Source organism: Streptomyces sp. NPDC053076 (genome assembly GCF_044546845.1).
Taxonomy (GTDB): Bacteria; Actinomycetota; Actinomycetes; order Streptomycetales; family Streptomycetaceae; genus Streptomyces.
Genome location: NZ_JBITZL010000004.1, coordinates 516,326 through 537,666, shown reverse-complemented (window position 1 = coordinate 537,666; position 21,341 = coordinate 516,326). Strand labels below are relative to the sequence as shown.

25 protein-coding genes and 1 pseudogene are annotated in these 21,341 nt (G+C 70.7%); 11 read left to right on the top strand and 15 right to left on the bottom strand.

Going from position 1 to position 21,341, the window contains the following annotated elements; all coding sequences use genetic code 11:
- Window positions 1-95: 95 nt before the first annotated feature.
- From ACIGYR_RS19815 to ACIGYR_RS19805, 3 genes are all read right to left on the bottom strand, one after another.
- A complete protein-coding gene (locus ACIGYR_RS19815; RefSeq protein WP_391840637.1) occupies window positions 96-857 on the bottom strand; it encodes a GntR family transcriptional regulator in 762 nt (253 codons plus the stop codon).
- Window positions 858-1,124: 267 nt separating this feature from the next.
- Window positions 1,125-1,910 carry a glucosamine-6-phosphate deaminase gene (gene nagB, locus ACIGYR_RS19810; protein ID WP_399597786.1) on the bottom strand — a complete coding sequence of 262 codons (786 nt, stop codon included), beginning with the start codon at window positions 1,908-1,910 and terminating at the stop codon, window positions 1,125-1,127.
- 164 nt (window positions 1,911-2,074) lie between these two features.
- A complete protein-coding gene (locus tag ACIGYR_RS19805) occupies window positions 2,075-2,827 on the bottom strand; it encodes an SDR family oxidoreductase (protein ID WP_399597789.1) in 753 nt (250 codons plus the stop codon).
- A gap of 93 nt (window positions 2,828-2,920) precedes the next feature.
- On the opposite strand from ACIGYR_RS19805, the gene ACIGYR_RS19800 reads away from it, so the two are divergent.
- Both ACIGYR_RS19800 and ACIGYR_RS19795 read left to right on the top strand, forming a co-directional pair.
- The gene (locus tag ACIGYR_RS19800) at window positions 2,921-3,550 is read left to right on the top strand and encodes a TetR/AcrR family transcriptional regulator (RefSeq protein WP_399597792.1); all 630 of its coding nucleotides are present in this window, start codon (window positions 2,921-2,923) and stop codon (window positions 3,548-3,550) included.
- Between the two features lie 322 nt (window positions 3,551-3,872).
- Window positions 3,873-5,348: a sensor histidine kinase gene (locus tag ACIGYR_RS19795; RefSeq protein ID WP_391840645.1), complete on the top strand. Its 1,476-nt coding sequence runs from the start codon at window positions 3,873-3,875 to the stop codon at window positions 5,346-5,348.
- Between the two features lie 216 nt (window positions 5,349-5,564).
- On the opposite strand, the gene ACIGYR_RS19790 is transcribed toward ACIGYR_RS19795, so the two are convergent.
- Together ACIGYR_RS19790 and ACIGYR_RS19785 are read right to left on the bottom strand one after the other, a co-directional pair.
- The gene (locus tag ACIGYR_RS19790) at window positions 5,565-5,822 is read right to left on the bottom strand and encodes a WhiB family transcriptional regulator (RefSeq protein ID WP_003992873.1); all 258 of its coding nucleotides are present in this window, start codon (window positions 5,820-5,822) and stop codon (window positions 5,565-5,567) included.
- Between the two features lie 321 nt (window positions 5,823-6,143).
- Window positions 6,144-7,112 (bottom strand): diacylglycerol/lipid kinase family protein, encoded by a 969-nt coding sequence (locus tag ACIGYR_RS19785; protein ID WP_399597794.1) that lies wholly within the window; start codon window positions 7,110-7,112, stop codon window positions 6,144-6,146.
- A gap of 133 nt (window positions 7,113-7,245) precedes the next feature.
- Between ACIGYR_RS19785 and ACIGYR_RS19780 the strand changes: the two genes are divergently transcribed.
- Window positions 7,246-7,698 (top strand): hypothetical protein, encoded by a 453-nt coding sequence (locus tag ACIGYR_RS19780; protein ID WP_399597797.1) that lies wholly within the window; start codon window positions 7,246-7,248, stop codon window positions 7,696-7,698.
- A 115-nt stretch (window positions 7,699-7,813) separates the two neighbouring features.
- On the opposite strand, the gene ACIGYR_RS19775 is transcribed toward ACIGYR_RS19780, so the two are convergent.
- The 3 genes from ACIGYR_RS19775 to ACIGYR_RS19765 form a co-directional block, all read right to left on the bottom strand.
- Window positions 7,814-8,962, bottom strand: a complete 1,149-nt coding sequence (locus ACIGYR_RS19775) for an RNA polymerase sigma factor SigF (protein ID WP_391840651.1) — start codon at window positions 8,960-8,962, stop codon at window positions 7,814-7,816.
- A gap of 17 nt (window positions 8,963-8,979) precedes the next feature.
- A complete protein-coding gene (locus ACIGYR_RS19770; RefSeq protein ID WP_391840653.1) occupies window positions 8,980-9,396 on the bottom strand; it encodes an anti-sigma regulatory factor in 417 nt (138 codons plus the stop codon).
- A 298-nt stretch (window positions 9,397-9,694) separates the two neighbouring features.
- A complete protein-coding gene (locus ACIGYR_RS19765; protein ID WP_391840655.1) occupies window positions 9,695-9,955 on the bottom strand; it encodes a UBP-type zinc finger domain-containing protein in 261 nt (86 codons plus the stop codon).
- A 60-nt stretch (window positions 9,956-10,015) separates the two neighbouring features.
- On the opposite strand from ACIGYR_RS19765, the gene ACIGYR_RS19760 reads away from it, so the two are divergent.
- Window positions 10,016-11,599 carry a Na+/H+ antiporter gene (locus ACIGYR_RS19760; protein ID WP_399597800.1) on the top strand — a complete coding sequence of 528 codons (1,584 nt, stop codon included), beginning with the start codon at window positions 10,016-10,018 and terminating at the stop codon, window positions 11,597-11,599.
- Here the strand turns inward: ACIGYR_RS19760 and ACIGYR_RS19755 are convergent.
- A complete protein-coding gene (locus ACIGYR_RS19755) occupies window positions 11,583-12,515 on the bottom strand; it encodes a 1-aminocyclopropane-1-carboxylate deaminase/D-cysteine desulfhydrase (protein WP_399597802.1) in 933 nt (310 codons plus the stop codon). The two genes, ACIGYR_RS19760 and ACIGYR_RS19755, sit on opposite strands and share 17 nt — an antisense overlap.
- Before the next feature lie 113 nt (window positions 12,516-12,628).
- Window positions 12,629-13,222, bottom strand: a complete 594-nt coding sequence (locus ACIGYR_RS19750; protein WP_399597806.1) for an N-acetylmuramoyl-L-alanine amidase — start codon at window positions 13,220-13,222, stop codon at window positions 12,629-12,631.
- Window positions 13,223-13,520: 298 nt separating this feature from the next.
- Between ACIGYR_RS19750 and ACIGYR_RS19745 the strand changes: the two genes are divergently transcribed.
- The 5 genes from ACIGYR_RS19745 (at window position 13,521) to ACIGYR_RS19725 (ending at window position 17,680) form a co-directional block, all read left to right on the top strand.
- Window positions 13,521-14,927 carry a family 2B encapsulin nanocompartment shell protein gene (locus tag ACIGYR_RS19745; protein ID WP_391840663.1) on the top strand — a complete coding sequence of 469 codons (1,407 nt, stop codon included), beginning with the start codon at window positions 13,521-13,523 and terminating at the stop codon, window positions 14,925-14,927.
- A gap of 112 nt (window positions 14,928-15,039) precedes the next feature.
- Window positions 15,040-16,182, top strand: coding sequence for a family 2 encapsulin nanocompartment cargo protein polyprenyl transferase (locus ACIGYR_RS19740; protein WP_399597809.1), 1,143 nt, complete (start codon window positions 15,040-15,042; stop codon window positions 16,180-16,182).
- A 254-nt stretch (window positions 16,183-16,436) separates the two neighbouring features.
- A complete protein-coding gene (locus tag ACIGYR_RS19735; RefSeq protein WP_399597812.1) occupies window positions 16,437-17,021 on the top strand; it encodes a dihydrofolate reductase family protein in 585 nt (194 codons plus the stop codon).
- Between the two features lie 26 nt (window positions 17,022-17,047).
- Window positions 17,048-17,338, top strand: a complete 291-nt coding sequence (locus ACIGYR_RS19730) for a hypothetical protein (RefSeq protein ID WP_399597815.1) — start codon at window positions 17,048-17,050, stop codon at window positions 17,336-17,338.
- 9 nt (window positions 17,339-17,347) lie between these two features.
- Window positions 17,348-17,680: a DUF952 domain-containing protein gene (locus ACIGYR_RS19725; protein ID WP_391840671.1), complete on the top strand. Its 333-nt coding sequence runs from the start codon at window positions 17,348-17,350 to the stop codon at window positions 17,678-17,680.
- Window positions 17,681-17,690: 10 nt separating this feature from the next.
- On the opposite strand, the gene ACIGYR_RS19720 is transcribed toward ACIGYR_RS19725, so the two are convergent.
- The 3 genes from ACIGYR_RS19720 to ACIGYR_RS19710 all read right to left on the bottom strand — a co-directional run bounded on the left by ACIGYR_RS19720 (window position 17,691) and on the right by ACIGYR_RS19710 (window position 19,369).
- Complete coding sequence (locus ACIGYR_RS19720) at window positions 17,691-18,449, bottom strand: VOC family protein (protein WP_399597818.1); 759 nt, start codon at window positions 18,447-18,449, stop codon at window positions 17,691-17,693.
- A 67-nt stretch (window positions 18,450-18,516) separates the two neighbouring features.
- Window positions 18,517-18,933, bottom strand: a complete 417-nt coding sequence (locus tag ACIGYR_RS19715; protein ID WP_399597821.1) for a VOC family protein — start codon at window positions 18,931-18,933, stop codon at window positions 18,517-18,519.
- A gap of 34 nt (window positions 18,934-18,967) precedes the next feature.
- On the bottom strand, window positions 18,968-19,369 hold the full coding sequence (locus tag ACIGYR_RS19710) for a helix-turn-helix transcriptional regulator (RefSeq protein ID WP_391840677.1): 402 nt from the start codon (window positions 19,367-19,369) through the stop codon (window positions 18,968-18,970).
- A gap of 103 nt (window positions 19,370-19,472) precedes the next feature.
- Here ACIGYR_RS19710 and ACIGYR_RS19705 point away from each other — a divergent pair.
- A pseudogene (locus ACIGYR_RS19705) lies at window positions 19,473-19,663 on the top strand (inorganic phosphate transporter); the annotation flags it as partial.
- Between the two features lie 150 nt (window positions 19,664-19,813).
- On the opposite strand, the gene sodN reads toward ACIGYR_RS19705, so the two are convergent.
- Window positions 19,814-20,209 carry a superoxide dismutase, Ni gene (gene sodN / locus ACIGYR_RS19700; RefSeq protein ID WP_201822975.1) on the bottom strand — a complete coding sequence of 132 codons (396 nt, stop codon included), beginning with the start codon at window positions 20,207-20,209 and terminating at the stop codon, window positions 19,814-19,816.
- 144 nt (window positions 20,210-20,353) lie between these two features.
- Between sodN and sodX the strand changes: the two genes are divergently transcribed.
- Complete coding sequence (gene sodX, locus ACIGYR_RS19695) at window positions 20,354-20,788, top strand: nickel-type superoxide dismutase maturation protease (protein WP_391840678.1); 435 nt, start codon at window positions 20,354-20,356, stop codon at window positions 20,786-20,788.
- Here sodX and ACIGYR_RS19690 read toward each other — a convergent pair.
- Window positions 20,692-21,321: a CGNR zinc finger domain-containing protein gene (locus ACIGYR_RS19690; protein WP_399597825.1), complete on the bottom strand. Its 630-nt coding sequence runs from the start codon at window positions 21,319-21,321 to the stop codon at window positions 20,692-20,694. The genes sodX and ACIGYR_RS19690 overlap by 97 nt on opposite strands.
- Between the last annotated feature and the right edge of the window lie 20 nt (window positions 21,322-21,341).

Here is a 21,341-nt window from a genome sequence, read left to right as displayed (position 1 = left end):
CTGTGTAATGCGCAGGCAATCTAGGTGACGGTGTCGTGACAGCGGAAGACCTCGTCCGCATATCGGTATACCGATTCGGCGAACGGGCCCTGCCGTCAGTCCAACGGGCGCTTCAGCCGGGCCACGAACTTGTACCGGTCCCCGCGGTACACCGACCGCACCCACTCCACCGGCTTGCCCTCGCGGTCCAGCGAGTGGCGGGAGAGCATCAGCATCGGCAGGCCCACGTCGGTGCCGAGCAGACCGGCCTCGCGCGGGGTGGCCAGGGAGGTCTCGATGGTCTCCTCGGCCTCGGCGAGGTGGACGTCGTAGACCTCGGCGAGCGCGGTGTACAGCGAGGTGTACTTCACCAGCGAGCGCCTGAGGGCCGGGAAGCGCTTGGCCGACAGGTGGGTGGTCTCGATCGCCATCGGCTCGCCGTTGGCCATGCGCAGCCGCTCGATGCGCAGTACGCGCCCGCCGGCGGTGATGTCGAGCAGCTCGGCGAGCCGGTCGTCGGCGGTGATGTACCCGATGTCCAGTAGCTGCGAGGTCGGTTCCAGCCCCTGCGCCCGCATGTCCTCGGTGTAGGAGGTGAGCTGCAGCGCCTGGGAGACCTTGGGCTTGGCGACGAAGGTGCCCTTGCCCTGGATACGTTCGAGGCGGCCCTCCACGACCAGTTCCTGAAGGGCCTGGCGCACCGTGGTGCGGGACGTGTCGAACTCGGCGGCCAGCGTGCGCTCGGGCGGCACCGGTGTGCCCGGGGCCTGCGTCTCCGTCATGTCGAGCAGGTGCTTTTTCAAGCGGTAGTACTTGGGCACGCGCGCGGTACGGGTGGTGCCGGCCTCGTTCTCCGCACTGCTGACGTCGGTGGTCATGCTCTGCCTTCCCGGCTCCGAATGCCGAAAGCGACCGACATCCCATCGGCCACGGCTCACATCGTGGCACGGGTTGTTCTGTCAGGACTCCACCCGCACGCTCCGTGATCCCCTCTATATACCGTTGCACCTGCTGTTGGTCTAGTCCATCGCAGAGGGGAGCGCGCGGCCGGCACCGCCCCGACCTGCGCCCTCCCCGCCCCCGCACGGCCTCCGCGCACGCCGCCGCCTCGGCCCGCGCTTCCCCTCACCCGTCGGTGTCCCGGGTCAGATCCCCTGCCACTCCGGCTTGTTGGCGTAGGTGTGCCGGAAGTAGTCGGCCAGCTTCAGCTTGGACGCGGCGGCCTCGTCCACGACCACCGTGGCATGCGGGTGGAGCTGGAGCGCGGAGGCCGGGCAGACGGCCGCGACCGGGCCCTCGACGGTCGCGGCGACCGCGTCCGCCTTGCCCTCGCCGGTCGCCAGCAGCACCAGGTGCCGGGCCTCCAGGATCGTCCCGATGCCCTGGGTGATGACGTGGTGGGGGACCTGCTCGATGTCGCCGTCGAAGAAGCGGGCGTTGTCGATCCGGGTCCGTTCGGTCAGCGTCTTGATCCGGGTGCGCGAGGCGAGCGACGAGCAGGGCTCGTTGAACCCGATGTGCCCGTCGGTCCCGATGCCGAGCAGTTGCAGGTCCACCCCGCCGGCCGCGGCGAGCGCGCGGTCGTACGCCTCGCAGGCCGTCTGGACGTCCTCGGCCGTGCCGTCCGGCCCCATGAACGCGTCCATGTCCGTGCCCAGCGGCTCCAGCACCTCGCGGCGCAGCACCGACCGATAGGACTCGGGGTGGTCGGCGGGTAGTCCCACATACTCGTCGAGCTGCGCTATCCGTGCCTGTGAGACGTCCACGGCGCCGGAGCGCACCTTGGCGGCCAGTGCCTGGTAGATGGGCAGCGGGGTGGAGCCGGTGGCCACGCCGAGCAGGGCGTCGGGCTTGCGTCGCAGCAGCTGGGCCATGGCCTCGGCGATCAGCTCGCCACCCGCGGCGGCGTCCGGAACGATGACAACTTCCACGCTGGGCCTGCCGTTCTGAAGAGGGCTCTGTGCGTCTATGTGGTTTAGACCAATCTAACAGAATCGGCGTTCGCGGGCGTGGGCGAGAGGGGGCTTTTCCGGGCCCGTACCGGGTCTGTACCCGCCCGGCCGGCCCCCGTTTCCCTGTCGGACGAGTCCCGTTCTCAGACGAGCGAGCCCCCCGTCGCGTCCAGCCAGTGACCGGTCACCCAGCGGCCGTCATCCGAGACCAGGAAGGCCACCACATCGGCGATGTCCGCCGACGTCCCCACCCGCCCGAGTGCCGAGTACGCGGCGGCTTCCCTGCGCGCCTCGTCGCTCGCGCGCAGCCAGGAGGCGTTGACGTCGGTGTCGACGATGCCGGGCGCCACCGAGTTCACGGTGATCCCGCGGGGGCCGAGCAGCTTGGACAGGTCCCGGGTGAAGACGTCCAGCGCCGCCTTGGTCATCCCGTAGGCAATGGTGTGGGGCATCAGGGCGGACCGCGCCAGCCCGGACGATATGTTCACCACCCGCCCGCCGTCCCGCAGTCGCTCCGCGCCGAGCTGGGTCAGGAAGAACGGTGCCTTCACGTTCACCGCGAAGAGCCTGTCGAACTCCTCCTCGCCGATCTCCGCGAACGGTTGCGCGGCGCCGATGCCCGCGTTGTGCACGAGGATGTCCAGCCCGTCCGCGTGCCGGTCGAACTCCTCCCACAGTCGCCGGGCGTCCCCGGGTGCTCCCAGTTCCACCCCGATCGAGAACGCCGATCCGCCGGCCTCCTCGATCGTCGAGACCGTCTCCTTGGCGGCCGTCTCATTGCTGCCGTAGTGCACCGCCACCCGGGCGCCGTCACGCCCCAGCCGCTCGGCGATCCCCCGCCCGATGCCCCGGCTCGCACCCGTGACCAGCGCTGTCTTCCCTGTGAGCGCACCCATGTCCACCCCTCCATATTTGTCTAGCGGTCGCTACATAAAAACCGTACACGACCCCGCCGACAATTTTCTAGGGGACGCTATAAAATAGTCTCCATGGCGACGGGTCAGGAAACGCAGGCGCAGGGCGGCACGGGCCGGACGCGGGGCCGGCCGCGTTCCTTCGACCGGGCCACCGCACTGGAAAAGGCGCTGATGGCCTTCTGGGAGCACGGGTACGAGGCCACCTCGGTCTCCGACCTCACCCGGATCATGGGCATCGGCGCACCCAGTCTGTACGCGGCCTTCGGCGACAAGCGGACCCTGTTCGACGAGGTCGTCCAGGTCTACTCCGACACCCACGGCGCCTTCGGTGACCGTGCGCTCGCCGAGGAGCCCACGGCCCGCGAGGGCATCGCGCGCCTGCTCCGCGAGGCCGCCGCCCAGTACACGGACCCGGCCCATCCGTACGGCTGCATGATCGTGCACGCCGCCACCAACTGCACGAGCGCCGACGTCGAGGCGCTGCTGCGCGAGCGCCGCAACGCCAACATCGCCGGCCTGGAGTCCCGGATCCGGGCGGACATCGCGGCCGGGGTGCTGCCGGCCGGCACCGACGCCGCCACCCTCGCCCGGCACGCGGGTGCCATGATCCAGGGCATGTCCCAGCAGGCCCGCGACGGCGCACGCCGGGAGGAACTGGAAGCGCTCGCGGAAATTGCCATGGCCATCTGGCCCCACGACTGACCTGGGCGGGCTAGGCTGCGTGGCATCGCGTGCCGATGCCCGCACGGCGAGGACACTTCCCCACCATGGACACGCCATCGTGGTCTAGTCCACAATCGAGAATGACAAGCCTCCGTCTTCCCCGCACAGGAAGGCGGATCGAGGAACCGGTGCTCTCTGCCCTGACTGCCCCGGCTCCTCGACCTTCGGCCGACCGGGACCGCACACCCCACGGCCGATGATGCTCCGGGCTGCGGTGCCGGGAGGGTTGAGGGTCCCTTCCAGGCGCCGCGGCCCGCGGGTGTTTTCCGGCCGCTCACGGGCCGCGGGTACGCTCGCACATGTGCCCTCCATGAACGAACTCGTACGCCAGCACACCGCCCTCGGCGACTCCGACCTCGAGTGGCTGCACCTGCTGGTCTCGGAGTGGCAGCTGCTCTCCGACCTCTCCTTCGCCGACCTGGTGCTGTGGGTTCCCACCCGGGACGGCACGCGGTACGTCTCGATCGCCCAGATGCGCCCCAACACCGGCCCGACCTCCTACCAGGACGACATGGTCGGCCACCTGGTCCCGCGCGGCCGGCGGCCCATGCTGGACGTGGCGCTGGACGAGGGCAGGATCGTGCGCGAGGGTGATCCGGAGTGGCGAGAAGAGGTCCCCGTACGGGTCGAGTCCATCCCCGTACGGCGTGAGGGACGCGTCCTCGGTGTGATCGCCCGGAACACCAACCTGCTCACCGTGCGCACCCCGAGCCGCCTGGAACTCACCTATCTCCAGAGCGCCTCGGACCTCGCGCAGATGATCGCGGCCGGCTCCTTCCCCTTCCCCGACCAGCAGGTCGACATGGACGCCTCCCCGCGCGTCGGCGACGGCCTGATCCGGCTGGACGCGGACGGCATCGTCCAGTACGCCTCCCCGAACGCGCTGTCCGCGTTCCACCGGCTCGGCCTCGCCGCCGACCTGGTCGGCCACCACCTCGGGCAGACCACTGCCGAACTCGCCCCCACCCGGGGACCGGTGGACGAGGCCCTGGCCAAGGTGGCCAGCGGCTGGGCGCCGCGCGAGTTCGAGATCGAGGCCCATGACGGTGTCATCCAGTTCCGGGCCATCCCGCTCAAGCCCAAGGGGACGCGCATCGGTTCCCTGGTGCTGCTCCGGGACGTCACCGAACTGCGCCGCCGCGAACGCGAGTTGATCACCAAGGACGCCACCATCCGGGAGATCCACCACCGGGTGAAGAACAACCTCCAGACGGTCGCCGCCCTGCTCCGGCTACAGGCCCGGCGCATCGACTCCGAGCGCGGCCGGGAGGCCCTGGAGGAGGCTGTCCGCAGGGTCGGCTCGATCGCCATCGTGCATGAGACGCTGTCTCAGAACCTGGACGAGCGGGTGGAGTTCGACGACATCGCCGACCGGGTGCTGGCCATGGTCGCCGAGATCTCGCCGGGCAAGGTGACCGGCCGGCGCAGCGGACGGTTCGGCATCCTCGACGCCGAGGTCGCCACCCCGCTGTCCATGGTCCTCACCGAGGTCCTGCAGAACGCCCTGGAGCACGGCTTCCGCGAGGGCGACACCGGCACGGTCGAGGTCTCCGCGTTGCGTGGCGGCACCACCAAGGAGGCGCGTCTGCTGGTCACCGTCCAGGACGATGGCGTCGGCCTGCCCGAGGGATTCGACCCGCACCGCTCGGGCAACCTCGGTCTGCAGATCGTACGGACACTGGTGGAGGGCGAGTTGGGCGGCTCGTTCGACATGGTGCCGGCGCCGGAGCGGGGGACCCGGGTGATCCTCGACATTCCGGTGCGGGCGCAGAAGTAGGCCAAGGACCCTACGGACCCGGGTGGTTGAACACGCCGGGGGAGGGGTGGCAGCAAAAAGCCCCGGACCGCCATTGGTCCGAGGCTGATGCTCGTTGCTGCTCTGCTTTTGTATCGCTAAGCACATCGGGGGAACTGCGCGCTGCGGCTCGGGGGCGGGAGATGCGTACGTGCTGTGCGCGCCGCCAAGCTCAGGCTGTCAGCAGGGGTGGGTATGTCAGGCGGAGGCCTGACGGGCCCGGTTGCGGGCGGCGCGGCGCTTCATGGCGCGGCGCTCGTCCTCGCTGAGACCACCCCAGACGCCGGAGTCCTGACCGGACTCGAGCGCCCACTGCAGACACTGCTCGATCACCGGGCAGCGACGGCAGACGGCCTTGGCTTCCTCGATCTGCAGCAGCGCAGGACCGGTGTTGCCGATGGGGAAGAAGAGCTCGGGGTCTTCCTCGCGGCAAACGGCGTTGTGACGCCAGTCCATGGCTGCTACCTCTCCTTGGTATTACGTGCAAATTGCTTGTGAATGTGAACGCTTTCACGAATCCCTCAACAAGTGAAGGGCCGAACGCCGAATCTTCACCCGGCGGGGTCCTGTGTTTGAAGAGGGGTTCTGGTGATCAGTGGAGGCCGGTGTTGCGGGCCGTCCCGATCGCCACGTAGAGACTCGCAAACCTCAGCGGCGGATACAACCCCTTCCGGAAAGTTTTTTTTGATTCCTCGGTGTCGACTAGGTCACAGCCGTACTTCTATGGGGTGGATCCTGGCCTAAACGTTCGAGTGAAAGGAGTTTTGCCCGTTCCGCTCACACAATCACACGCAGTGCACGGCGTACGCCTGTGAACGTCACGCTAGTACGCAGCCCCAGGTGGTCACCGTCCATCTGGAGGGGCAGAGGCACCTTCGAATGCAAGGTGAACTGGTCCAGATCGTGCAGCGAGACCGCGTGCTTGCCGTGCGGTCCGCGCTCGGGGGACGAAGTGAGCAACTGGGTGGCATACCGGGCAACCGCAGCCGTCGACAGACGGCTGAGACCCAGCACATCGACGCCGGTGTCGAACGATGCCTTGGGTGATGTGTACATGGCGCGATTGCCGAGATACGTCCAAGGGGACGTGTTCGAGGCTATGGCGACGACGAGATCCTCGATCGGATCCTCGCCGGGCCGTTCGAGCGTGATCGTGCCGTGCCGCCGGTTCGGCTCGCCGAGGAACTGCCGGAGCACCTGGCGGACGTAGAGCGCGTGCGTCGACTTCTTGCCGCGCTCGCGCTGCTGCTCGACCCGGCCCACCACGCCCGCGTCGAAGCCGAGCCCGGCGTTGAACGTGAACCAGCGGGCCGGCACCGCCTCGTCCTCGCTGCCCGGCGGGCCCGAGGTCAGACCGAGGCCGACGACCCGTTCGGTGCGGTCGCGCAGCGCGTCCAGCAGTGCGCCGGTGGCCTCGACGGGATCGTTGGGCAGGCCCAGGGCCCGGGCGAAGACGTTCGTGGAACCGCCGGGGACGACGGCCAGACCGGGGAGGTGGTCCGGGGCCGGGCCGGAGTGCAGCAGGCCGTTGACGACCTCGTTGACCGTGCCGTCTCCGCCGAGCGCCACCACCAGGTCGATGTCGTCGCTCTCCGCCGCCTGCCGGCCGAGGTCGCGGGCGTGGCCGCGGTACTCGGTGGTGACCGCCTCCAGCTTCACCTCGCTGGCCAGCGCGTGGATCAGAACATCGCGTCTGCGTGCGCTTGTGGTGGTTGCCGCCGGATTGACCACGAGAAGTGCACGCATGCAAGGCAGCGTACCTACTGGGTGGTACTCGGCCCAGACCGAGTTAGGGATCGGGTAAGAGACGAGTGCGTGAGTCTGGACACGTGGCACCGCCGGCAGCCGCCGTCAAGGCCCCGACGGCTACCCTGCTGGGGTGAGCAGTCAGCAGAAACCCGCCCCGGACACCGCCACGGCCGACGTGATCGCGGAGCCGCGCCCGCGCCGGCTGACGTATGCGGCGGTGCTGGCCGCACTGGAGGGTGCCGCCCTGGTGGCCAGCGGCCTGTGGGTGCTCGTCCTCGGGCTCACCGGTGACCCCGACGACCGGCAGCAGGCCGTGACCCTCGGGATCACCCTGGCCGTCCTCGCGTTGCTGCCGCTGCTCGCCGCGCGCGGGCTGCTGTTGCGGCGCGGCTGGAGCCGGGGTCCCGCGGTGATCACTCAGCTGATGGCCCTTCCGGTGGCCTACAGCCTGCTCCAGGCCGACAGCATGGCCATCCCGGCAGGCATCGCCCTCGCGGTGGTCGCCGTGGCGGCGCTGGTGCTCCTCGTGAACGGCGAGACGACCCGGGCCCTCGGGATCAAGGGTCCGGGCCGGGCCGAGTAGGGCGCATCGGGAGCGGCGCCCATCGAGCGGCGCCCCACGAGCAGGTCCCGCCGAAAACCCTGGGCGGGCAGTCCCACCGGGGAGCCCTGGGCGGGCAGGTCCCGGCAGGCGGTGCTCACTCCTCGACGAGGAGCTTCTCCCGCAGCTGGGCCAGGGTGCGGGCCAGCAGTCGCGAGACGTGCATCTGGGAGATGCCGACCTCCTGCGCGATCTGCGACTGGGTCATGTTGCCGAAGAAGCGCAGCAGCAGGATCCGCTTCTCACGCGGCGGCAGATCCTCCAGCAGGGGCTTGAGGGACTCGCGGTACTCCACACCCTCCAACGCCTCGTCCTCGGCGCCCAGGGTGTCGGCGACCGCGGGCGACTCGTCGTCCGTGTCGGGGACGTCCAGGGACAGCGTGGAGTACGCGTTCGCGGACTCCAGCCCCTCCAGGACCTCCTCCTCGGAGATCGAGAGCTTCTCCGCCAGCTCGTGCACCGTGGGGGAGCGGCCGTGCAGCTGGGACAGCTCGGCCGTCGCGGTGGTCAGCGCGAGCCGCAGCTCCTGCAGCCGGCGCGGCACGCGGACCGCCCAGCCCTTGTCGCGGAAGTGCCGCTTGATCTCGCCGACGACGGTCGGGGTGGCGTACGTGGAGAACTCCACGCCACGCTCGGGGTCGAACCGGTCGACGGACTTGATCAGGCCGATCGTGGCGACCTGGGTGAGGTCGTCCAGCGGCTCGCCGCGGTTGCGGAACCGGCGCGCCAGGTGCTCCACGAGCGGCAGGTGCATCCGGACGAGCTGATTGCGCAGCTCCGCGTACTCCGCACTGCCCGCGTTCAGCTTGCGCAGTTCGACGAACATCGCCCGCGCCCCGCTGCGGTCCTGGGCGCCGTGCTGGGCGGCCCGCACGGCCTCCGCGTCCAGCGCGTCGTCCCCGGCGTATCGCTCGTGCTCGCTCATCGTCCCGCCCGTAGCCCTTCCCCGAGCCCTGGCCCCGGCGCTCACGGCGGATCCGGCGCTGTCGGGTGTCTCCGGTGGCGTGCCCTGTCCGGCATCGTCACCGTCGACCCGCTCCGAGTCGCCCTCCGGGTGCGGCCTGGCCTGTTCGGGGATGCCGTCGATGCCGTCCGCCATGCGTTGGGAACCGTCCCGAGGGCCTGCCCCGGAGGTCTCGGCGCTTCCCCCGCTCCCGTCACCGCTCGAGCGGGGGGATTCCCATGCCCAGGAGGCAGCCCCGTCTCCGGTCGGCAGCTCCCGTGTGCCGCGCTCTTCGTCCCGCACCGGCCCGTCCCCGTTCCTCACGCCGGCCCGGGGCCGACGCCACGCTGTTTGTAGAGACTGATCGACACCGTCTTGTCCTCGTCCACGGCGGACGAGACCTTGCCCGCGAGGGCCGACAGCACGGTCCAGGCAAAGGTGTCCCGCGCGGGAGCGTGGCCGTCCGTCGTCGGCGCGGACACGGTGACTTCCAGCGAGTCGTCGACGAGCCGGAAGACACAGCTGAGCACCGAGCCGGGCACGGCCTGCTGGAGCAGGATCGCGCATGCCTCGTCCACGGCGATGCGCAAGTCCTCGATCTCGTCCAGGGTGAAGTCCAAGCGGGCCGCCAGACCGGCCGTGGCCGTCCGCAGCACCGACAGGTAGGCACCCGCAGCCGGAAGCCGGACTTCCACAAAGTCCTGGTTCGCCGCGGGCTCGCCTGCGATCTGGGACACCCTCACCTCCATGGTGGTACAAGCTTTACAGGGCCGAGGGTCGCCCCCCGGGGTAACGCGTACGTGGTTCAAGCGGTGACGCTATCGCGCCCCGAACGTTTCTGTCCCCGGCACCCCAACCCCCTGGCGTCACTCACAGTAAAGCTGTGGATACGCTCCGTGTCTAGAGGGTTTGCGGGCCCAAATGGGATGAGCGCGCGCCGGGTTGACGTACCCAGACGTCAGACGCTCGAACCGTCGTGCGGCAGCCGCCACATGCAGTGTCACACGAGGAGGCGGTCGGGCGGGACTCTCTCGCTCAGACGAGCACGTGGTCGACGAAGCACCACCGCCAGTCCTCGCCGGGCTCGAAGGTCCGCATCACCGGGTGGCCGGAGTTCGCGTGGTGCTCCGTCGCGTGCCGCCCCGGCGAGGAGTCGCAGCAGCCGACATGGCCGCAGGTGAGGCACAGCCGCAGCTGCACGGGGTGCGTGCCGTCCCGCAGGCACTCCGGACACGTCTCGTGGAGCGGCTCCGGTTCGGGGTGCGGCAGCGCGTCGGAGTGCGTGCACTGTTTCATGATTGCCAGATTACGACGGGTGTGCGGGTGGCCGCGCGAAAAAAGAGGGTGGGCGAGACCATGGACCTGATGCCCCTGCTGTTGCTGGTGGCGGGCAGTGCGGCGGTGGCCGCGGCGGCCAGGCGCACTCCCGCGCCGGCGCCCCTGCTGCTCGTCGCGGTCGGCCTGGCGGTGTCCTACATCCCCGGAGTGCCGTCGTACACCCTCGATCCGCACGTCGTCCTGCCGCTGCTGCTGCCCCCGCTGCTGTACACCTCGGCGAGCGACAGCTCCTACCTCGATCTGCGGGCGCAGCTGCGGCCGGTGGCGCTGCTCTCGGTGGGCTACGTGCTCTTCGCGACCTTCGTCGTCGGCTGGGCCGCCTATCTGATCGTCCCCGGGCTGTCGCTGCCCGCCGCGCTGGTGCTGGGCGCGGTGGTGGCACCGCCGGACGCGGTGGCCGCCACGGCGGTGGCGCGCCGGGTCGGACTGCCCTCCCGGATCACCACCATCCTCCAGGGCGAGTCCCTGCTGAACGACGCCACGGCGATCACCGCCTACAAGGTGGCGCTCGGTGCCGTCGTCGGCGAGGGCGCCACCTGGGCGGGCGGGATCGGCGAGTTCGCGCTCGCCGCGATCGGCGGCGTCGGGATCGGCCTGGTCCTCATGGCGCCCCTGCACTGGCTGCGCACGCACCTGACCGAGCCCCTCCTGCAGAACACGCTCTCGCTGCTGATCCCGTTCGTCGCCTACGGGGTCGCCGAACAGGCGCACGCCTCCGGTGTCCTCGCCGTCGTGGTCGTCGCCCTTTACCTCGGCCATCGCGCGTGGGAGGTCGACTTCGCCACCAGACTCCAGGAGGAGGCGGTGTGGAAGATGGTCGCCTTCGTGCTGGAGTCCGCGGTGTTCGCCCTGATCGGCCTCCAGCTGCCGATCGTCCTCAAGCGGCTCGGCGAGTACGAGGGCACCTCCGCCACCTGGTACGCCGCCGCCGTCTTCGTGGTCGTGGTCGTGGCCCGGTTCGTCTGGGTCTACCCGGCCACCTTCCTGCCCCGGCTGCTGTCGGCGCGGATCAGGGAGCGGGAACTGAACCCCACCTGGCGGGGCGCGATGGTCACGTCGTGGGCCGGCATGCGCGGTGTCGTGTCCCTGGCCATCGCCTTCGCCATCCCGTCGACCATGGCCGACGGGCCTCGCAACCTGATCCTCTTCCTGACCTTCACCACCGTCATCGGCACGCTCGTCGTACAGGGTGTGACGCTGCCGCCGCTGATCCGGCTGCTGAAGTTCCCCGGCCGCGACCGGCAGGCGGAGACGCTCGCCGAGGCCAACGCTCAGGCACAGGCGTCCCGGGCCGCGGAGTCCCGGCTCGACGAACTCCTCTCGGACGAGCGCAACGCCCTGCCGCCGCCGCTCGCCGACCGGCTGCGCACGACCCTGGAACGCCGCCGCAACGCCGTCTGGGAGCGCCTCGGGCAGGTCAACCCGAGCACCGGCGAGTCCGTGGACGACACCTACCGCCGGCTCTCCCGCGAGATGATCAGCGCCGAACGCGAGGTCTTCGTCAGGCTGCGCGACCACCGGTACATCGACGACGAGATGCTGCGCGCCCTGCTGAGACGCCTGGACCTGGAGGAGGCGGCGGCCTTCAGAGAGGCCGGTTAGCGTCCCGGGCGGCAGTCGGGGGTTCCGGGAACGGGCGTCCGGTGACGACGGCCGCGATCGTGGTCCCGCGCGGGAAGGCGCCCTCTTCCGCGAGGACGCGGAGTCCGTACAGCAACTTGGCGACATAGAGACGTTCCACGGGCAGTCCGTGCCGCTGCTCGAAGTCACGTGCGAACGCCTCCAGTTCAGGCGTCGTACGGGCGTAGCCGCCGCAATGGAAGCGGTCGTCCAGGGACCAGGATCCGCTACGGGCGCCGAAGGCGCGTTCCTGCAGGTCCTGTACGTCGGCTTCCAGGAAGCCGCCCCTCAGGACCGGTACGCCGAGCGCGCGCTGGCCGGCCGCCAGTCCGGCGGCGAGACCGGCGAGCGTGCCGCCGGTGCCGCAGGCGACCGCCACGACGTCGGCCTGGCCGCGCAGTTCCACGCCCAGGGCGCGGCAGCCGCGCACCGCCTCGGCGTTGCTGCCGCCCTCGGGGACGACGTACGCCCCCTCGGCGCCGGCCGCGCGCAGGATCCCGGCCAGGATGTCCCGCTCGGTCTTGCGGCGGTATGTCGATCTGTCGACGAAGTGCAGCCGCATCCCGTCGGCCGCGCACCGGGCCAGGGACGGGTTGAGCGGGCGGTCGGCCAGCTCCTGGCCGCGGACCACGCCCGTGGTGGGCAGGCCCAGCAGGCGGCCCGCGGCGGCGGTGGCCCGCAGGTGGTTGGAGTAGGCCCCGCCGAAGGTGACCAGGGCGCGGCCCCGTGCCGCCGCGATGTTCGGCACCAGCTTGCGCCACTTGTTGCCGATGAGATCGGGGTGGATCAGGTCGTCGCGCTTGAGCAGCAGCCGCAGCCCCTGGCGATCGAAACGGTCGTCGCGTATCTCCTGGTGCGGGGAGGGCAGGCCGGGGGCGAGCGGGTCGGGGCTGGTCACGACCTCATTGTCGCCCCGCGCGGGGAACCGCGCGGTCAGCCGCGACGCGCCCGCGCCCGCCGCGCGGCGCGCACCCGGACGGCGTCGGCCGTGGCCGGCGCCGCCCGGCGGCGCTACCCCTTCAGGCGCTCGGCGACCCGCTCCCGCAGCCAGGGCATCGCGAACCCCCGGGGGTCCACCTTGCCCGGCTGCCACTCCCGGTGGCCGATGACCGACCGTTCCGTCCAGCCGTGGTGGCGGCACAGCGCCGCGGCGACCCGCTCGATCGCGCCCAGCTGCTCATCCGGCCACGGGTCCGCCCCGTCGCCGAGGTTCTCGCACTCGAAGCCGTAGAAGTGCCGGTTGCCGTCGGTGTTCGCCTCGTTGTCCGGCGGCAGCCCCTTCTCGGCGATCACCGCTCGCAGCACCTCGTCGTCACCGAGCCCGGCGTGGTTGGCGCGCCCGTAACCGACCAGGTGGACCGTGCCGTCCTTGGTGATCACGCCGTGGCACAGCGGACCCGGCAGCTCCGGATAACCGTCGCGGCACAGCTCCACCGTGTGCGCGCCGCCCTGGGTCACCGTGTGGTGGATCATCACGCCGTGGACGGGACCCCAGGGCCCCTTGTGATTGCGGTTGTGGTCCTGCCAGTCGCCGACCTCGACGACCGTGACGCCCTCCGCCCGAAGTGCGTCCAGGAATCCGTTCGCCGACATGGGTGGGGCCATGCCCGACTCCTTCGTGCCGTGCCCGTCCGGCCGCCGGTCGCGGCGGCCGTCTGTCCTGCCTGCTTCTACCGAAACCGGACGTCCGGGGACACATCGTTCGTATGGTGTGCGAGCCGATCAGGACAGACGGCGCATGCCGGGAGGGCCGAGGTGAGATCCCTCGTTGTGCCCAGTAATCAGATGATCCATTCCCGCTCTTTCGGGTAATGGCGCGGACACGTTCCGTGCTGGAAGGCTCGGATCGAGATCGGTGCCCGGTGCGGTTCGGCACCGGGCATACATGGGAGGGCATTTCTCTATGTCGGTAGGCGAAGAGGTCCGCACGGATCAGGGCAAGCCGCAGCAGTCCCTCGGGACGGCGGCAGCGCGGAACCTGGCCACCACCACCAAGTCCGTTCCGCAGATGCAGGAGATCAGCTCCCGCTGGCTGCTGCGCACGCTTCCCTGGGTGGATGTCCAGGGTGGTACGTACCGGGTGAACAGGCGGTTGACCTACGCCGTGGGCGACGGTCGCATCACCTTCGTGAAGACCGGGGACCAGGTGGAGGTCATCCCCGCCGAACTGGGCGAGTTGCCGGCCCTGCGGTCGTACGAGGACGAGGAGGTGCTGACGGAGCTGGCCCGGCGCTGCCGTCAGCGCGACTTCGCGCCCGGCGAGGTGATCGCCGACTTCGGCAACCAGACCAACGAGGTCTATCTCCTCGCCCACGGCCGGGTGGAGAAGATCGGCACGGGTCCCTACGGCGACGACGCCGTCCTCGGGGTCCTGGCCGACGGCGCCTACTTCGGCGACCAGGCGCTGCTCGACCCGGAGGCCATCTGGGAGTACACCGTCCGCGCGGACACCGCGAGCACTGTGCTGACCCTCAGCCGACAGGACTTCGAGCAGGTCGCGGAGCGCTCCGACTCGCTGCGCCAGCACCTGGAGCAGCTGCGCGCGGTCCCCGACCAGCGGACCAACAAGTACGGCGAGAAGGAGGTCGAGCTGGCGGCCGGCCACTCCGGCGAGCCCGACATCCCGCACACCTTCGTGGACTACGAGGCGCGGCCCCGCGAGTATGAACTGAGCATCGCCCAGACCGTCCTGCGTATCCACTCGCGCGTGGCCGACCTCTACAACCAGCCGATGAACCAGACCGAGCAGCAGCTGCGGCTGACGGTCGAGGCGCTGAAGGAGCGCCAGGAGCACGAGCTCGTCAACAACCCGGAGTTCGGGCTGCTCAGCAACTGCGAGTACGACCAGCGGATCCAGCCGCACGACGGTGTGCCCAGCCCGGACGACCTGGACGAACTGCTCAGCCGCCGCCGGGGCACCAAGCTGCTCCTGGCCCACCCGCGCGCGATCGCAGCGATCGGGCGCGAGCTGAACAAGCGGGGACTGGTCCCGGAGACCGTCGACATCGCCGGCAACCGCATCCCCACCTGGCGGGGGGTGCCGATCTACCCGTGCAACAAGATCCCGATCAGCGAGGCCCGTACGACCTCCGTCATCGCCATGCGTACCGGCGAGTCGGAGCAGGGAGTCATCGGCCTGCGGCAGTCCGGGATCCCGGACGAGATCGAGCCGAGCCTGTCCGTCCGGTTCATGGGCATCAACGAACAGGCCATCATCAAGTACCTGGTGACGGCGTACTACTCGGCCGCCGTCCTCGTGCCCGACGCGCTCGGCGTACTGGAGAACGTCGAGATCGGCCGGTGGAGGTGACGTTTCCGCACGTCGCGGTCGCGTCCCCGTCCGCCGGGACGGGTAGGCCCTCGTGGTGTGTGTCCGGCCGGGCCGGTGCCGCCGGCCCGCGCGGACCAGGCGAGGGGGAGGCATGGCCGAGTTCATGACGGAGACGGACGAGCGTGCTGCCGGTGTTCCGCGTCCCGGCGCGGCCGGCCGGCCTCGGGAGCAGACCGGGGACGCCGCCGGTCCGCCCGACGGGCAGGAGGCGGCTGCCCAACTGGAGCGCACCCGGGCCCTGGTCGACCCGGAACTGCGTGCGGCCGTGGAGTCGCTGCCCGGTTCCATGCGCCGGGTAGGGCTCTACCACTTCGGCTGGCAGCACGCCGACGGCACGCCGGCGACGGGCAACGCGGGCAAGGCGATCAGGCCGGCGCTCGTGCTGGCGGCCGCCACCGCGCTCGGCGGCCCGGCGGCGCGGGCGGTGGCGGTCCGGGCGGCGGTGGCGGTCGAACTGGTCCACAACTTCACGTTGTTGCATGACGACGTGATGGACCGGGACACCACCCGCAGGCACCGGCCGACCGCCTGGACCGTGTTCGGGGACGCCGACGCGATCCTCGCCGGGGACGCCATCCAGGCGCTGGCCCTCCGGCTGCTCGCCGAGGACCCGCACCCGGCCTCCGTCCCGGCCGCGTCCCGGCTCGCGGCCTGTGTCGTCGAGCTGTGCGAGGGACAGCACCTGGACACCGACCTGGAGCGGCGCGCGCCGGAGTCGGTCACCCTGGACGAGGTGCTCGCCATGGCCGAGGCCAAGACCGGCGCACTGCTGGGCTGTGCCTGCGCGGTCGGCGGGCTGTACGCGGGCGCGAGCGAGGCGGAGGTGGCCGCGCTGGACGGCTTCGGCCGCCAGGCGGGGCTCGCCTTCCAGCTGATCGACGACGTCATCGGCATATGGGGAGACCCGCGGCACACCGGTAAGCCGGCCGGGGCGGATCTCGCCGCACGCAAGAAGTCCCTGCCGGTGGTGGCGGCGCTCACCTCGGGCACCCCGGCGGCGGCCGAACTGGCCGCGCTGTACGGCAAGCCGTACCTCGAGGAGGAGGCGGAGGCGGGGGAGATCGCGCGTACGGCACTGGCGGTGGAGCGGGCCGGCGGCCGGGACTGGGCACAGGCCGAGGCGGCCGACCGGATGGCCCTGGCCGTGCAGGAGCTGGCCCGCGCGGTCCCCGATCCCGAGGCGGCCGGCGGTCTGCTGGCGCTCGCCGAGTTCGTCACCCGCCGGACCAGCTGAGGGCCGCCGGTCCGGTGGTCGTGAAGAACCCGGAGTCCCCTGGCCCGTGCGGCTCCTGACACCGCGAGGTACGGGGACTCCGGCCATGCGGTCCCCGCACACCACGGAGTGCGGGGCCGCGGCTGTGTCCGGGCCATTCACGAATACCCCTTGCACCACGACGGATGGAGTACTACAAATGAACCACTACAACCGGAGCGGTATCGGGGCGGACCGCTCCGGTCGTTCCCCACCTCCAGCGAAAAGAGACCGGTTTGCGCAAGCTTTCGTACGTTGTCGCCTGTTCGCTCGACGGATTCATCGGCGACGAGCATGGCGACGCCTCCGCGATGTTCCGCTTCCTGGACGAGGAGTACGCGCACTTCCTCGCGACGGAACTGGCGGAGACCCTGTCCACCGCCGGCCGCAAGGCGCTGGGCATCGACCACCTGGAGAACAAGCGCTTCGACACGGTCGTCCAGGGCCGTGCCAGCTATGAGCTGGCCCTGCGGGAGGGCATCACCAGCCCCTACGGCCACCTGCGCGAGTACGTCGCCTCCCGTGGCCTCGGTGCCTCGCCCGACCCGAACGTCGAGATCATCGCCGACGACCTGACCGGCCGGGTCCGGGCGCTGAAGGCGGAGGACGGCGGACTGGACATCTATCTGTGCGGTGGTTCCCGGCTCGCCGGAGCGCTGTTCGACGAGATCGACGAACTCGTCATCAAGACCTACCCCTTCGTCTACGGCAAGGGCATGCCGATGTTCGGCACCGGTCTGGACCTGGAGGAGTTCACTCTGGACTCCCTGCGTACCTTCGGCAACGGCGTCCTGGTGCGGACGTACGGCAGGAAGCGCTGAGGCCGTCGCCGCTCTACCCTGGGGGCATGGGCAGCGAGGAACCCGTCTGTCCCGTCTGCGGACAGCCGGTCGAAACGGTCGTCAAGCGGCACAAGACCCTGGGCGCCTGGGTGCCTCTCTGGGGCCCGGGCCCGTGCCGCAACCCTGACTGCGCGGACGCCGCCCGGCCGGCAGCCTCCGCCCGGCCGGCCGCGGTCCCCGATCGGTCCGTCGATGTGCGGGCCCGGCCGGAGGGCGGCGGCGCGGAGGACCCGTCGGCGCCCGGTACGCAGAACAGCGCCGAACGGGCGTCCGGGCGGCCCGGGGGAACGCCGTAGCGTGGGCGCATGCCGAAACTGCCGTACATCCTGCACATCACCGAGCGTTCCCTGTGGGAGGCGGCGCGCGAGCGCGGCGCCTACGAGTGGTCCACCCGGGGCCGCACCCTCCAGGAGGAGGGCTTCATCCACTTCTCCACCCGTGAGCAGCTCCCTCGCATCGCCGACTTCCTCTACGGCGGCCACGACGGCCCGGACGAGTTGGTCGTCCTGGTGGTGGACCCGGCCCGGGTCGGGGTGCCGGTGCGGTACGAGGCCGCTGAACCGGGTGGGGAGGAGTTCCCGCACGTGTACGGCCCCGTACCGGTCGAGGCCGTGGTGGACGTCGAGCCCTGGGGGTGAGGCGGGGCGCCTACCGGGCGTCGCCGTCCCGGCCGCCGCCGTCCGGCAGTCCGCCCGTCGCCGGATCGCGGCGGGTCAGGCAGTACGTGCCGCCGGCCGGGTCGCGCATCACCGTCCAGTGGGCGCCCTCGCCCACCAGGACGGCACCCAGCTCCTCGTGCCGCGCTCGGACGGCGGTGATGTCGGCGCAGGCCAGGTCCAGGTGAGCGGAGGCCGGGCGCTCCTCGCCGAGCCGCTGCAGCAGCAGCCGGGCCGGGAGGCCCGCCGGTGGCAGCAGCACGGTGAACTCCGGCCGCGATCCGGCCCGTTGTCCCCACCCGGTCAGCCCGGCCCAGAAGGCGCACTCGGTGTCGTACCGGGACGGCGGGATGTCCAGGCACACCTGGTCCAGGCGGCTGCCGGAGACCACCGGTGGCCGTACCGCCTCCCCGTGCCAGGGCACCGTGCAGAACAACTGGCCCGCGGGTGAACGCAGTACGGCCCAGTCGCCGTGGTCCGCCACCAGGGCGGCGCCGAGCCGGCGGGCGAGCGCGGTCAGCTCCCGTACGTCCTCGGTGCACAGGTCGATGTGGGCGCCGCCGTCCCCCTCGGCGACGCCCTGCAGCTTCACGCTCGGGTCCGTCCCCGCGGGCAGCAGCGTGACGAACTCGTCGTCGTCACCACGGAATCCGGACAGCCGGGTGCCGGTCACGGCCGTCCAGAAGCCGCATGCATCGGCGAGGCGGCCGGCGGGCCGGTCGGCGAAGACGTACGTCCAGCGGATCATCATGCGGGGAGTGTAGGCAGCCTGCGGACGGACCCGGCCGGAACCCGAAGGGCGGCGGGCGCGGGGGAGTTCAGCCCGCGGAGCGTTCGATGAAGCGCAACTGGTTGCCCGCCGGGTCCCGGAAGGCGCAGTCGCGCACCCCGTAGGGCTGGTCCGTCGGCTCCTGGAGGACGTCGGCGCCGGACTCGCGCACCCGCTCGTACAGCGCGTCGCAGTCGGGGGTGGTGAAGATGACCCCGCGCAGCAGGCCCTTGGCCAGCAGTTCGTTGAGGGCCTGCTTGTCCGCCGGGGAGGCGTCCGGGCTCGCGTCCGGCGGCTCCAGGACGATCGCCACGTCCGGCTGCAGCGGCGAGCCGAGGGTCACCCAGCGCATCCCCTCGAAGCCCACGTCATTGCGGATCTCCAGACCGAGTACATCGCGGTAGAAGGCGATGGCCTTGTCGTGATCGTCCACCGCGATGAAACACTGCGCGAGTTTCACGTCCATGAACACACCCTAGAACCGACGGGCGCGCCCCGCCTCAGTACGGACGACGGCGCGGCCGGGTCAGCCTGCGGGCCACACAGGACGGGATCACCGCGCTCTCCTCGTGGTCGCGGGCGCGGTAGGCGCTCGGTGTCTCGCCGACCAGCTCGGTGAACCGGGAGCTGAAGGAACCGAGCGAGGTACAGCCCACGGCGAGGCACACCTCGGTCACGGTGAGATCGCCCCGGCGCAGCAGCGCCTTGGCCCGCTCGATCCGGCGGGTCATCAGATAGCTGTACGGCGTCTCGCCGAACGCCTTGCGGAAGCTGCGCTGGAAGTGGCCCGGGGACATCAGGGCGTCACGGGCCAGGGCGGTCATGTCGAGCGGCTCGGCGTACTCGCGGTCCATGCGGTCCCGTACGCGCCGCAGCCGTCGCAGGTCCTCCAGGGCGGTCATCTGCTCAGCTTCGCACAGCACCGCACAGCGGGGTTCCCCGAGTTCGACGGAGCGTTCGCCTCCCATTACCCGGGTATTGGTCTGCCCTTGCTTGCCTGGGGAGATGGACCACATCACGTTCCTCGTGCGGTCGTCATCGTCACGGCACTGGCGTTCGACTTCACGAACGGGTTCCACGACACCGCGAACGCGATGGCCACCTCCATCGCGACCGGCGCGCTCAAACCCAGGACCGCGGTCCTGATCAGCGGGGTCCTCAACATCGTCGGCGCGTTCCTGTCCACCGAGGTGGCCGTGCGCGCGGTGGACGATCTCCCCGTACACGCGGTGGACGATCTCCGTGCGCGCGGCCGGCGGAGAACGACCGCACCCGGCCCGCGATGGCCGCCGTGGGTGGCGGCCTGCGGACCGGGTGCGGGCAGAGCCAGGCGGACGACCGGGTGGTCAGGCCTGCTTGGTCTCCCAGAAGATCTTGGCGATCTGCTCGATGTAGTCCAGAGCCTTCTGGCCCGTCGCCGGGTCGGTGGACGCCTTGGCGGCCGAGAGGGCCTTCAGGGTGTCGTTGACCAGCTGGTGCAGCTCCGGGTACTTCTCGAAGTGCGGGGGCTTGAAGTAGTCGCTCCACAGGACGGAGACGTGGTGCTTGGCGAGCTCCGCGCGCTGCTCCTTGATGACGGTGGCGCGCGCCTGGAAGTGCGGGTCGTCGTTTCCGGCCATCTTCTCCTGGACGGCCTTCACTGACTCCGCCTCGATGCGGGCCTGGGCCGGGTCGTACACGCCGCAGGGCAGGTCGCAGTGGGCGCTGACCTTGACCTTGGGGGCAAACAGGCGGGAAAGCATGGAGCATTCCTTCCTCGTGATCGTCTTCTCAGGTGCGACATTACTCCCTGCGGAAGTCGATTTCTCGGCTGCCCCCTAGGGCTTAGGACAAAAGTCCAGGGTGAGACTGAGACTGGTGGAGGAACGGACCGGGGAGGTGCCGGGATGCCGGAACTGTCACAGGAGACCGAGCGGGGGAGGGTCGTGGCGCCCTTCGGACTGGCGGAGGTCACAGGCGCGTCCATGACGCCAACGCTGCTCCACGGGGATCAGCTGCTGGTGCGGTACCGGGGTGTGATCAGGCCCGGTGACGTGGTGGTCCTGCGCCATCCCTTCCAGCAGGACCTGCTGGTGGTCAAGCGGGCCGTGGAGCGGCGCGACGGCGGCTGGTGGGTGCTCGGGGACAACCCGTACGCGGGCGGGGACAGCACGGACTACGGGGTGGTGCCCGAGGAGCTGATCCTCGGCAAGGCGTGGTTCCGGCTCCGGCCGGTGCGGGCCGGTCAGCGTTCGCCGGTCGCGCTGCTGCGCTGGGCGCTCTCGGCGGCCAGGCCGCTGCTGCCGGACCGGTCGGCCTCCAAGCGCTTGCGGGCCCGGTAGGCGGCGACGTTGGCGCGGGTGGCGCAGCGGTCCGAGCAGTAGCGCCGGGAGCGGTTGGTGGAGGTGTCCAGGTAGGCGTTGCGGCACGGGGGCGCCTGGCACAGGCCGAGGCGGTCGACGCCGTACTCGGTGAGGTGGAAGGCGAGGCCCATCGCCGCGATGGCCGCGTAGCCGGCGGTGGCGTTGGACGGGTGGTCGGCCAGGTGCATGTGCCACAGGGGACGGCCGTCGTCGTCGCGGAAGTCGTGCCCGGAGATCTGCGGGCTGACCGGGAACTCCAGCAGGAGTGAGTTCAGCAGGTCCACGGCCAGGGTCTCGTCGCCCTTGTCGGCGGCCTCGAAGACTCCGCGCAGCCGCGCCCGGACCGAGCGGAAGCGGGTGACATCGGCGTCGGTGGCGCGGCGGGCGGCCGACGCGTTGACGCCGAAGAGGTCGCGGACGGCCTCGACCGTGGTCAGGGCGTCCTTGCCCCGGGACGGCTCCTCGCTGTTGACGAGTCGGACGGCGTAATCCGAGTAATAGGCCAGTTCCACTTGTAGTCCTTACGGAGGCG